The sequence below is a fragment of the Herbaspirillum sp. CAH-3 genome (assembly GCF_009668275.1).
Taxonomy (GTDB): domain Bacteria; phylum Pseudomonadota; class Gammaproteobacteria; order Burkholderiales; family Burkholderiaceae_D; genus Herbaspirillum; species Herbaspirillum aquaticum.
On the sequence record NZ_VSWE01000008.1, the window covers coordinates 246,587 to 258,848 of the forward strand.

The 12,262-nt window shown below is 64.9% G+C and carries 11 protein-coding genes; all 11 read left to right on the forward strand.

Annotated features, from left to right (window positions below; all coding sequences use genetic code 11):
* Positions 1–170: 170 nt before the first annotated feature.
* The 11 genes from deoC (at position 171) to FYB76_RS12450 (ending at position 12,134) form a co-directional block, all read left to right on the forward strand.
* Positions 171–1,202 (forward strand): deoxyribose-phosphate aldolase, encoded by a 1,032-nt coding sequence (gene deoC / locus FYB76_RS12400; RefSeq protein ID WP_154133831.1) that lies wholly within the window; start codon positions 171–173, stop codon positions 1,200–1,202.
* Between the two features lie 23 nt (positions 1,203–1,225).
* Positions 1,226–3,607 (forward strand): aldehyde dehydrogenase family protein, encoded by a 2,382-nt coding sequence (locus FYB76_RS12405; protein WP_154133832.1) that lies wholly within the window; start codon positions 1,226–1,228, stop codon positions 3,605–3,607.
* A gap of 230 nt (positions 3,608–3,837) precedes the next feature.
* Positions 3,838–4,290, forward strand: a complete 453-nt coding sequence (locus tag FYB76_RS12410) for an RbsD/FucU family protein (RefSeq protein ID WP_088755367.1) — start codon at positions 3,838–3,840, stop codon at positions 4,288–4,290.
* A gap of 2 nt (positions 4,291–4,292) precedes the next feature.
* Positions 4,293–5,255 carry a ribokinase gene (rbsK, locus tag FYB76_RS12415; RefSeq protein WP_088755368.1) on the forward strand — a complete coding sequence of 321 codons (963 nt, stop codon included), beginning with the start codon at positions 4,293–4,295 and terminating at the stop codon, positions 5,253–5,255.
* Between the two features lie 24 nt (positions 5,256–5,279).
* On the forward strand, positions 5,280–6,287 hold the full coding sequence (locus FYB76_RS12420; protein ID WP_154133833.1) for an ABC transporter permease: 1,008 nt from the start codon (positions 5,280–5,282) through the stop codon (positions 6,285–6,287).
* A 50-nt stretch (positions 6,288–6,337) separates the two neighbouring features.
* On the forward strand, positions 6,338–7,345 hold the full coding sequence (locus tag FYB76_RS12425) for a substrate-binding domain-containing protein (RefSeq protein ID WP_034331985.1): 1,008 nt from the start codon (positions 6,338–6,340) through the stop codon (positions 7,343–7,345).
* Positions 7,346–7,435: 90 nt separating this feature from the next.
* Positions 7,436–8,998 (forward strand): sugar ABC transporter ATP-binding protein, encoded by a 1,563-nt coding sequence (locus FYB76_RS12430; RefSeq protein ID WP_187697670.1) that lies wholly within the window; start codon positions 7,436–7,438, stop codon positions 8,996–8,998.
* A 9-nt stretch (positions 8,999–9,007) separates the two neighbouring features.
* Positions 9,008–10,060 carry an ABC transporter permease gene (locus FYB76_RS12435; protein WP_088755370.1) on the forward strand — a complete coding sequence of 351 codons (1,053 nt, stop codon included), beginning with the start codon at positions 9,008–9,010 and terminating at the stop codon, positions 10,058–10,060.
* Positions 10,061–10,237: 177 nt separating this feature from the next.
* The gene (locus FYB76_RS12440) at positions 10,238–10,798 is read left to right on the forward strand and encodes a DUF3455 domain-containing protein (protein ID WP_154133834.1); all 561 of its coding nucleotides are present in this window, start codon (positions 10,238–10,240) and stop codon (positions 10,796–10,798) included.
* Positions 10,799–10,881: 83 nt separating this feature from the next.
* Positions 10,882–11,430, forward strand: a complete 549-nt coding sequence (locus FYB76_RS12445) for a sigma-70 family RNA polymerase sigma factor (RefSeq protein ID WP_370516344.1) — start codon at positions 10,882–10,884, stop codon at positions 11,428–11,430.
* Complete coding sequence (locus FYB76_RS12450) at positions 11,427–12,134, forward strand: anti-sigma factor domain-containing protein (protein ID WP_154133835.1); 708 nt, start codon at positions 11,427–11,429, stop codon at positions 12,132–12,134. The genes FYB76_RS12445 and FYB76_RS12450 overlap by 4 nt, the downstream gene beginning before the upstream one ends.
* Positions 12,135–12,262 lie beyond the last annotated feature (128 nt).

A 12,262-nucleotide genomic window follows, 5' to 3' on the forward strand; every position in this document is an offset into this window, starting at 1 on the left:
GCCATTAAATGTTATTTGCAAAACATTTAGCGCGTTGGGCCACATTGTAGCGAGGCCGGCGGACGGCGTCGATGCATGCAAGAGCCAAGCCTGACCCAGCGCAAGCAGCACATGGAAGAGACCTGCCCGTCGGCACCAGCCAACGGTAATTAACTAAAAGTTACGCAGCCATGAACATGACCAGCAAGACCCCTTCCCTGCGCCGCGCGCAGGGCGAGGCCGACATCGTGCGTGAGGATAGCGCGCACGCCGGCCATCCGCGCAACAGCGTGCAGCCCTATGACGCTGCCGCCTTCGAACATTTGCGCATCAACCTGAGCGCCGCTGAAAAGCGCGTGGCCACCTTGAAAGGCCGCCGCTCGGTCAAGAAGGATGCGCAGGCTGCCTGGCTGCTCAAGGCCATCACCTGCATCGATCTGACCACGCTCTCCGGCGACGATACCCCGCAACGCGTGCGCCGCCTGTGTGCCAAGGCCGCCAATCCGGTACGCGCCGATCTGCTGGAAGCGCTGGGCATGCAGGCACGCGGGCTGACCACGGGTGCGGTGTGCGTCTATCACCGCTTCGTGAAGACGGCGGTGGAAGCGCTGGAGGGAAAGAATATTCCGGTGGCGGCGGTATCGACGGGATTTCCGGCAGGTCTCAATCCGCACGCACTGAAGCTCAAGGAAATCGAAGCCTCGGTGCGCGACGGTGCTGCCGAAATCGACATCGTCATCACCCGCGAACACGTGCTCACCGGCAACTGGGAAGCGCTCCATCGCGAGATGCGCGATTTCCGCCAGGCCTGTGGCGAAGCCCACGTCAAGGCCATCCTCGCCACCGGCGAACTGAAGACCCTGCGCAACGTCGCCAAGGCGTCGATGGTCTGCATGATGGCCGGGGCGGATTTCATCAAGACCTCCACCGGCAAGGAAAGCGTCAACGCCACGCCGCTGGTCTCGCTGGTGATGCTGCGCATGATCCGCCAGTACCAGGAGATGACCGGCATCAAGGTCGGCTACAAGCCCGCAGGCGGTGTGGCCACGGCCAAGGATGTACTCGAATACCAGGTGCTGATGAAGGAGGAACTGGGTGACGACTGGCTGCAACCCGATCTGTTCCGCGTGGGGGCTTCAAGCCTGCTGGCCGACATCGAGCGCCAGCTGGAACACCACGTCACCGGCCGTTACTCCGCCTTCAACCGGCATGCCATCGGCTAAGCCACCCTGCACGGACAAGCACAATGAGCGTTTCCACCTATTTCGACACCATGGATTACGGCCCCGCCCCCGAGAGTGACAAGGATGCCCGCGCCTGGCTGGCCAGCCACGAGGCCTCGTTCGGCCACTTCATCGCGGGACGTTTCACCCAGCCCGGCGGCCAGCTGGAAGATCTCGATCCGGCCAGCGGCAAGCGGCTGGCGCATCTCACGCAAGGCTCGGCAGCTGACGTGGATGCCGCCGTCAACGCCGCCCAGGCCGCGCTGGCCGGCTGGCAGGCGCTGGGCGGTCACGGCCGTGCGCGTCACCTGTATGCACTGGCCCGTGCCGTCCAACGCCACGCACGCCTGCTGGCAGTGCTGGAGACGATGGACAACGGCAAGCCCCTGCGCGAGTCGCGCGACGTGGATGTCCCGCTGGTAGCGCGCCACTTCTATCACTACGCCGGCTGGGCGCAGCTGCAGGAAAGCGAATTCCCCGATCATGTCCCGGTGGGCGTGGTCGGCCAGATCGTGCCGTGGAATTTCCCGCTGCTGATGCTGGCCTGGAAGATCGCCCCGGCACTGGCACTGGGCAATACGGTCGTCCTCAAGCCCGCCGAAGACACTTCGCTGACCGCCCTGCTCTTTGCCGAACTGGCACAGCAGGCCGGCCTGCCAGCGGGCGTGCTCAATATCGTCACCGGCGACGGCAGTACGGGAGCGGCCATCGTCGCGCATCCCGGCATCCAGAAAATCGCTTTCACCGGTTCCACTGAAGTGGGCCGCCTGATCCGCGCGCAAACCGCCGGCAGCGGCAAGTCGTTGACCCTGGAGCTGGGCGGCAAGTCACCGTTCATCGTCTTCGATGATGCCGATATCGATGCCGCCATCGAAGGCGTGGTCGATGCGATCTGGTTCAACCAAGGTCAGGTCTGCTGCGCCGGCAGCCGCTTGCTGGTACAGGAAGGCATCCACGATCTCTTCATCGCGCGGCTGAAAAAGCGCATGGAAAAGCTCAAGGTCGGCGCACCGCTGGACAAGTGCAGCGACATGGGCGCGCTGGTTTCCCCGGTGCAGCTGGAGCGCGTGCGGCGCCTGGTCGAACAGGGCGTGCGTGAAGGTGCGCAGTGCCACCAGGTGGCGCTCGATACGCCGCCCGGCGGCTGCTTCTATCCGCCCACGCTGCTGACCGGCGTGCATCCCGCTGCCACCGTGGCCACCGAAGAAATCTTTGGCCCGGTGCTGGTCGCCATGAGTTTCCGCACCCCTGACGAAGCCGTGCAACTGGCCAACAACAGCCGCTACGGGTTGGCCGCCAGCATCTGGAGCGAAACCATCGGCCTGGCCCTGGGCGTGGCCCCGCAGCTGAAGGCCGGCGTGGTGTGGATCAACAGCACCAACCAGTTCGATGCGGCGGTCGGCTTTGGCGGCGTGCGCGAATCCGGCTATGGCCGCGAGGGTGGACGCGAAGGCTGCTACGAATACCTCAAGCCGCGCCATCGCCTGAACCGTGCGCAACGCAATACTGCATCGGACACGCCGGCCGGCGCACACAAGGACTCTCCGCTGCAAGGCGGCCTGGTCGACCGCACTGCAAAGCTCTACATCGGCGGCAAGCAGGTCCGTCCGGATGGCGAAGTATCCATGGCTTGCTATGCGGCCAGTGGCGAGCGGCTGGAAGATGTGGGCCTGGGCAACCGCAAGGATATCCGCAACGCCGTCGCCGCGGCCGTCAAGGCCGGCGGCTGGAGCAGCGCGACTGCCCATCGCCGCGCCCAGGGGCTGTATTACATCGCGGAAAACCTGTCAGCGCGTGCCGATGAATTCGCGCGCCGCATTGCCCTCACCACCGGCGTCTCCGCCGAGGCCGCGCGGGCCGAAGTGGATGCTGCGATCAAGCGCCTCTTCAGCTATGGCGCCTGGGCCGACAAGTACGACGGAGCCGTGCACCAGCCGCCGCTGCGCGGCGTGGCCCTGGCCATGCCGGAAGCCATTGGCGTAGTTGGCGTGGTCTGTCCTGAAGAGCAACCGCTGCTGTCCTTCATCAGCCTGGTGGCACCGCTCGTCGCCATGGGCAATCGCGTAGTGGTCGTCCCCGGCCAGCAGGCAGCGCTGGTGGCGACCGATCTCTACCAGGTGCTAGACACCTCGGACCTGCCCGGCGGCGTCATCAACATCGTCACCGGCAAGAGTGCCGAACTGCTCACCGTGCTGGCCGAGCACGACGAAGTCGATGCCCTGTGGGTACGCGGACCGGCCGAGTTCTCGGCGACGGCCGAGCGGCTGTCCGTCGGCAACCTCAAGCGCTGCTTCGTGGATCACGGCGAGCTCACCGACTGGCACGATGCTGCGCAGGGCGAAGGTGGCGAATACCTGCGCCAGGCCACGCACGTCAAGAACATCTGGATTCCTTATGGCGAATGAAAATGCTGCGCTTGAGCGCAACACGCTTTTCCTGGTCGCAGCTGGACATGACTGCCAACAGCTGACAATGGCTGACGAAATCCTGACGAAATACTGACTAATAAATCGAAAACTCTTGAGATTGAAAATATTAGTTTTTTACGGCGAACGATCAAGCTGAACAAGGACTCCCAAGCAACAAGATTTAGATTTATCCTATAAGCATACTTATAAAATCCACAGGAGACGACATGCTTAAGAATCTGCATCCTTTACTGAACGCCGATGTGCTCTACGCCCTGCGTGCGATGGGCCACGGTGACGAACTGGTCTTGTGCGACGCCAACTTCCCGGCCGACTCGGTGGCCCGCCAGACGGTACTGGGCAAGGTGCTGCGCATCGACGGCGTGGGCACCACCGAAGCCGCGCGCGCCATCCTCTCGGTGCTGCCGCTGGACAATGCGGTGGAACAACCGGTGCGCCGCATGGAGATCATGGGCGAACCTGCCACCATCCCGCCGGTACAGCAGGAACTGCAACACGAAGTGAACCAGGCTGAAGGCCGCGAACGCCCGCTCGGGTCGATCGAGCGCTTCGCCTTCTATGAAGCGGCCAAGAAAGCGTATTGCGTGATCGCTACCGGCGAGCGCCGCTTCTACGGCTGCTTCCTGCTCAAAAAAGGTGTGTTGCCACCGGAGGCGTGAGCATGACTTCCCTCTCGCACAAGACCGGCGTAGCCGTGCTGGGCATCTACGTGGCCGACCTCGCTTTCCGCGCACCGGGCATGCCTGGCCTGGGCCAGACCATCGCCGGCACGGGCTTTGCCATGGGTCCCGGCGGCAAGGGCTCCAACCAGGCCGTGGCCGCTGCGCGCGTCGGTGCGCCGGTACGCTTCATCTCGGCCATCGGCAAGGATTCCTTCGGTGACTTCGCGCTCTCGCTGTGGCGTCAGGAAACCATCGCCCCCCACGTGCGCGTGATCGAGGATGCGCCCACGGGTGCCGCCTTCATCTACGTCAACGACGCCAGCGGTGACAACGCCATCATCGTGGTGCCGGGCGCCGCCTCGCAACTTTCTACCCAGGATGTGGAACGCGAACACCAGGCCATCGAAGCAGCCAGCGTCTTCGTGACCCAGCTGGAGCAGCCTCCGGAAGCCGCCCTCACCGGCTTGCAGATCGCCCGGGCGGCGGGCACCACCACGGTCTTCAACCCGGCACCGGCACTGGACTTCCCGCCGCAGATCTATGGCCTGTGCGATTTCATCACCCCCAATGAACACGAAGCGGCCCTGCTGACCGGGATCGAAATCCATACCGTTGACGATGCCCGCCGCGCTGCCGACGTGCTGCTGGAACGCGGCGTCGGCTGCGCCCTCATTACGCTGGGCGCACAGGGTGCGCTGCTGCACAGCCGCGCGCAATCGCTGCATTTGCCGGCCCTGTGCGCGGGCACCGTCGTGGAGACCGCCGGTGCCGGCGACGCCTTCAACGGCGCCTTCGCGGCCGGACTGGCCGAGGGCATGAGCGCCGAACAAGCCGCGCGGCTGGCCACGGCGGTGGCGGCCATTTCGGTCACCCGCGCCGGCACCGCCCCGTCCATGCCCAGCCGCCAGGAGGCGCTGGCGCTGCTGCAGGCCAACGCCGGTGCGCTGGCGCAGGCGCAATGACATTCCCCGCGAGGTAACCCCACCATGAAACTGAAGATCTCCGACCCGCAACTGCTGTTCCTGCTGGTCATCAACCTGGCCATCCTGCTGGTAGCCACCGTGTTCTCGCGCGGCGACTTCCTGGACGTCTACAACTTCCAGTCCATGGCCAGCCAGCTGCCTGAACTGGGCCTGCTGGCCATCGGCGTGGCGCTGGCGATGATCTCGGGCAATGGCGGCATCGATCTCTCCGGCATCGGCCTGGCCAACCTGTCCGGCGTGGTGGCTGCGGCTGCCATGCCGCTGCTGATCGCTGCGCCCGATGCGGCACCGTGGACTTATACGCTGGGCTTCGTGGCGGTGGCACTGGTCACCGGCCTGGTCGGCGGTGCGCTCAACGGCTGGCTGATCTCGCGCGGCAACCTCACGCCCATCCTCTGCACGCTGGGCACGCAGATGATCTTCACCGGACTGGCCGTGGTGCTGACCAATGGCTCCAGCCTGCGCATCAGCGTGGTCGATCCGATCTCGGCCATCGGCAATGAATCGGTGCTGGGCGTGCCCATCCCCTTCATCATCTTCGTCGCGCTGCTGCTGGGCGTGGGCTGGCTGATGCGCTACAGCCTCTTCGGCATCAAGCTCTACCTGCTCGGCACCAATGCGCGCGCGGCACGCTATGCGGGCATCTCGCAGAATCGCCTGCGCTTTGCCACCTACACCTTGAGCGGCGTGCTGGCCTCGGTGGCCGGCATCATCATCGCCGCCCGCACTGCCAGCGTGAAGGCGGACTATGGCAACTCCTACCTGCTCATCGCCATCCTGATCGCGGTGATGGCCGGCATCCGTCCGCAGGGCGGCTACGGCCGCATGGTCTGCCTGTTCTTCTCGGCGCTGGCGCTGCAGCTGCTGTCCTCGACCTTCAACCTGCTGGAGATTTCCAACTTCTTCCGCGACTGCGCCTGGGGCCTGCTGCTGCTGTGCTTCCTGGCCTCGGCGCGGGTCAGCTGGCGTGATTTTTTCCCGAATTCAAAGGCGCAATTGCGCAAGTCTTGAACAGCACCCCGCCTGTCAAGATCCATCCACATAGTGGGGAAACTGGAGACATGATGAACAAGAAATCGGCTTGCGTACTGGGTTCGGCTCTGGCAGCCATCGGCTTTGCCAGCGCGCTGCAGGCGCAGAACAAACCCATCGATATCGTCACCGTGGTCAAGATCACCGGCATCAGCTGGTTCAACCGCATGGAAGTGGGCGTCAAGGAATTCGCTGCCGCCAATCCCGGCGTGACCACGCGCCAGATCGGCCCGGCCCAATCGGATGCCGCCCAGCAGCAACGCCTGGTGGAAGACCTGGTGGCCAAGAAGGTCGACGCCATCGCCGTGGTGTCGATGGATCCGCCGACCCTGGAGCCGGTCTTGAAGCGCGCCCTGGATCGCGGCATCAAGGTGGTCACCCATGAAGCCGACAACCAGAAGAACACCCTGGTCGATATCGAAGCCTTCGACAACACCGCTTATGGCGCCCGCCTCAATGACCGCCTGGCAGCCTGCATGGGCGAGACCGGCAAGTGGTCGTCGCTGGTCGGTTCGCTGGGCAGCCAGTCGCAGGTGCAATGGGCCGATGGCGGCGCCTCCAATGCCGCCAAGAAGTACCCCAAGATGACCCTGGTGGATGCCAAGAACGAATCGGCCAACGATGCCGAGAAGGCCTATGCCAAGGCCAAGGAAATCCTGCGCAAGCATCCCGACATCAAGGGCTTCCAGGGTTCGTCCTCGCTGGACGTGCTGGGTATCGGCCGCGCCGTGGAAGAAGCCGGCCTGCAGGGCAAGGTCTGTGTCTATGGCACCGGCCTGCCCAGCGAAGCGGCCAAGTTCCTGGAATCGGGCGCAGTGGGCGGTATCGCCTTCTGGGATCCGAAGGATGCCGGCCTGGCCATGAACAAGGCGGCCATGATGCTGGTGCAGGGCAAGAAGATCACCGACGGCATGGACCTGGGCATTCCGGGCTACAACAAGGTCAGCGTCAAGAAGGGCCCGGGCGTGGGCGTGATCGTCACCGGCCAGGCCTGGGTGGAAGTGGACAAGAAGAACTACAAGCAGTACGCGTTCTGATCGCGGCCTGATCAGACCCACCGGACATCCGCCGCGCGCCCGCATCATCAACCCGGCCACGGCGGATGTCCTTCGTCATCGCGTTGGACTATGAGCACTCAAGACACTTCCAGCCCCCATGGAACGCCAGCCCGGGAATTCCTGCGGCTGCAGGGTATCCACAAGCGCTTTGCCGGGGTGCACGCCCTGCGCGGCATCGATCTCACCATCCATGCCGGCGAGATCTATCACCTGCTGGGCGAGAACGGCTGCGGCAAGAGCACCATGATCAAGATCATCGCCGGGGCCCAGCCGCCCAGCGAAGGCGAGATCTTCATCCAGGGCGAACGCGTGGCCGGACTCACGCCACTGGCCTCACTGTCGTTGGGCATCGAGACGGTGTATCAGGATCTCTCGCTGCTGCCCAACATGAGCGTGGCCGAAAACGTCGCCCTGAGCGCCCAGCTGGTGCACCACCAGGGGCGGCTGGCACGCCTGTTCGATCGCCGCGCCCTCAACGACACGGCGGCGCGCGCACTGCGCGCGGTCAACCTGCCGGCCACGGCGGAGTTTCTCGATACGCGCGTGGACGAGCTGCCCATCGCCACCCGCCAGCTCATCGCCATCGCGCGCGCGATTGCCACCAGTGCGCGCATGGTGATCATGGATGAACCGACCACCTCGCTCACCCAGAAAGAAGTCGATGCGCTGGTCAAGGTCATCAACGGCCTGCGCGCCAATGGTGTGGCGGTGCTGTTCGTGAGCCACAAGCTCGATGAATGCTTTGCCATCGGCGGCCAGGCCATCGTTTTCCGCGATGGCGAAAAAGTCGCGCAAGGTCCGATCCAGGGCTTCACCAAGGCCCAGCTGGGCCAGCTAATGACGGGCAAGCAGTTGAGCCAGGAACGCTATCGCGTCGACGCCCAATTGCAGAAGACCCGCCTGGAAGTCACGGCCCTCACGCGCCGCGCTGCCTTCGAGGACGTCAGCTTCACGCTGCATGAAGGCGAGATCCTGGGCATCACCGGCCTGCTCGATTCGGGCCGCAATGAACTGGCCCTGGCGCTGGCCGGGGTGGAACCGGCGCATGCCGGACAGATCGTGCTGGACGGACAGCCGCTATCGCTGCGCGCGCCCGGCGATGCCATCACCCACGGCATCGGCTACGTGCCCGAGGATCGCATCAGCGAAGGCCTGTTCCTGGACAAATCGATTCGCGACAACATCATCACCACCATCCTGCGCAAGATGCGCGGCAAGTTCGGCGCACTTGATGCGGCGGCCTGCCAGCGCTTCTCGGTGGACACGGTCAGGCAATTGCAGATCGCCACTCCGGACGTGGATCGTCCGGTGCAGTCGCTCTCCGGCGGCAACCAGCAGCGCGTGCTGATCGGCCGCTGGCTGGCCATCAATCCGCGCGTGCTGATCCTGCACGGGCCGACGGTGGGCGTGGATGTGGGTTCCAAGGACATCATCTACCGCATCATCCAGGACCTGGCAAAACAGGGCATGGGCGTCATCCTCATCAGCGACGACCTGCCCGAGCTGCTGCAGAACTGCGACAACCTGCTGCTGATGAAGCGCGGACGCATCGTGCGCCGCTTCGAGGTGGAGGGCTTGTCCGAGAGCGACCTCTCGCACGACCTGGTCTCCGAACAAAGCCACGAACATTGAGAACCGAGTATGGATGCAAGCACTTTGACCCGCCAGAACGCCAGCGCCGACACCAGCCCCGCCCTGCCCCCGCGCAGTGCGGCAGCCAGCCTGGGCGTGCTGCTCAAGAAAAACCCTTCGCTGTTCACCTTCGTCCTGATCCTGCTGGTGGTGGTGACGGTGGCCCTGATCAATCCCGCCTTCTTCCAGCTGGCGGTGCTGTTCGACATCGTGCGTGCCTGCACCACGCTGGGCCTGTTTGCGCTGGGCGTGATGATCGTGCTGGCCGCCGGTGGCATCGACGTCTCCTTCGCGGCCATCGCGGCGCTCACCATGTATTCCATCACCAAGGTGGTGATGACGTATTTCCCCGAGACGCACATTGCCGTCATCCTGCTGGCCGGTGCGGCCGGCGGCACCGCGCTGGGTGTGCTCAACGGACTGCTGGTGGACTGGCTCAAGGCACCCTCGCTGATCGTCACCATCGGCACGCAATATCTTTATCGCGGCATCCTGCTGACCTTCGTCGGGACGGTGTTCTTCATGAACGTGCCGCATGCCATGGACCAGTTCGGCAAGCTGGCCCTGGCCCGGCATGACACGGCCAGCGGCCTGCACGCCGTGCTGCCTGCCACGGTGCTGGTCCTGGTACTGGCCAGTGCGCTGACCTGGTGGCTGCTCAACAAGACCCTGATGGGCCGCGCCGTCTATGCCGTTGGCGGCAGCCTGGCCATCGCCGAACGCCTGGGCTACAAATTGCGTTCGGTGCATCTGTTCGTGTTCGGCTATGCCGGCTTCCTGTCCGGACTGGCGGGCATCGTGCACGTCTCCAGCACGCGCCTGGCCAATCCCTTCGACCTGGTGGGCAGCGAGCTGGATGTGATCGCCGCCGTGGTCCTGGGCGGTGCGCGCATCACGGGCGGCCATGGCAGCGTGGTGGGTACGCTCCTGGGCGTGCTGCTGGTGACCCTGATCAACAACGTGCTGATCCTGGCGGGCGTGCCCAGTACCTGGCAGAAAGCCATCATCGGCGGCTTCATCGTGCTGGCGGGTGCGGTGTTCGCGCTGCGGCGGGAGAAGTAGAATTTCCCGTTAAAGATACTCACCAATTCTCCCGCCCATCTTTTTTAAAAAATATTTTCAGATCACTGCATCCAGATCGGCTCCTCGCGGGTAGTACCTCATGTCAGCCCCGTTGTCGCGCATGCGGCCACGGGCTGCACGAGACAACCATCCATTTCAAGAAACTAGGAGCCCATCATGCAAACTGCCGTCCTGTCCTCCCGTTCCCTCCGTATCGCCCTGCCCCTGGCCGCGGCCCTCACGCTGGTGGCCTGCGCGCCGATGTCGACCATGTATTCGCAGGACAGCCTGCCGGACGCCGTCAAGGTCCCGGCCGGCAACAAGGTGGTACTGCAGACCGTGGGCGTGGGCGAGATCCTCTACGAGTGCCGCGCCAAGAAGGACATGCCCGGCCAGTTCGAATGGACCTTCGTCGGCCCCGATGCCGTGCTCAAGGATCGCAGCGGCATGCAGGTGGGCCGCTACTACGGCCCGCCGGCCACCTGGGAGAGCAGCGACGGTTCCAAGGTGACCGGTGCGCAGGTGGCAGTGGCACCGGCTGGCACCGGCAACATCCCGCATCAGCTGGTCAAGGCCAATCCGGCCACCGGCATGGGCGCCATGACGCAGACCACCTATATCCAGCGCGTTGCCACCAAGGGCGGCGTGGCGCCGGCCGATCGCTGCGACATGGGTTCGGCGGGTGCCAAGCAGAAGGTGGGCTACCAGGCCGACTATATTTTCTGGAAAGCCTCCTGATGCCGGCGCATCCCTCGCTATAATCCAGGTCACCCCGGCCGGACGTTCCGGCCGGGCAACCTGCGCCCGGAGCCTGCTTTCGCGTGACTGACGTCCCCGCCTCCTTCGATCATGAAGCCGCCCTGCTGGCCTGCGCGCGCGGCGAGCGCCGTGCATTGCAGGCGCTTTACGAACACGAGGGCCGCTATCTGCTGGGGGTGGCCTTGCGCATCGTGCGTGATCGCGCGCTGGCCGAGGACGTCCTGCATGACGCTTTCCTCAACCTCTGGAACCGCGCCGGCAGCTTCGACCCGGCGCGCGGTGCTGCACGCGGATGGATCTATACGGTGGTGCGCCATACCGCCCTCAATCGCATCCGCGCCATGCAACACGAAGTCTCCGCCGGTGACGACCTGGAAGAACTGGCCGACCGCACCGAGCCCGCCGTCGAGGCGCCCGACTGGCAAGCCGACCTCGGCCGGCTGGACGAGTGCCTGGGCCAGTTGAGCGATGCCAAGCGCGCCAGCATCGTCTACGCCTATGTCGACGGCTGCACCCATGGCGAAATCGCCGAGCGCCTGCAAGCGCCGCTGGGATCGGTGAAGGCATGGATCAAGCGCGGCCTGGCCGCGCTGCGGGAGTGTATCGGATGAATGCATCACACGATGAACTGCAATGGCTGGCGGCCCAGTACGTGCTGGGGACGCTGCCGCACGCACAGCGCCAGGCGGTGGAGCAGCGCCTGCCCACGGACGCCGCACTGCGTGCCGCCGTCGATGAATGGGAAACCAGGCTGCATCCCCTGACCGCACTGGCAGAGCCGGTACAGCCATCGGCCAGCCTGTGGCAACGCATCGAGCGCAGCCTGCCCATGCCGGCCCCGGTACGCCGGCGTGGCGGCTGGCATGCATGGTGGGAGAGCGTGCAATTCTGGCGCTGGAGTACCGGTGCGGCGCTGGCCTGCTCGGTGCTGCTGGCTGTGCTCATGCTGCGTGCCGAGCCACCCGCCCGTGCACCGGCCTACATGGTGGTGCTGGTCGCGCCGCAGGACAAGGCGCCCGGCTGGGTGGTACAGACCGGTGGCAGCGGCCGCCTCAACCTGATTCCGCTGGGCGTGGCCACCGTGCCGCAGGAGAAAGCGCTGCAATTCTGGACCAAGGGTGCCAACTGGAACGGCCCGGTGTCGCTGGGCATCGTCAAGCCCGGCAAGACCCAGGAAGTCCCGCTGGACAAGCTGCCACCGCTGCAGCCGGACCAGCTCTTCGAGATCACCCTGGAGCCGGGGACCGGCTCGCCCACGGGCCGCCCGACCGGCCCCATCCTCTACATCGGCCGCGCGGTGAAGGTGACTTCCTGAGTCCGGCGCGATGGCGCATGACGTGAGCCAATCCACCGGGAAGCGAGGACTGGCGAGATTCGTGGATGGCGCGCATCACTTGGGATGGGTGCTTCTATCGCGCGCTGGGAAATCGCTGCAAAACACGA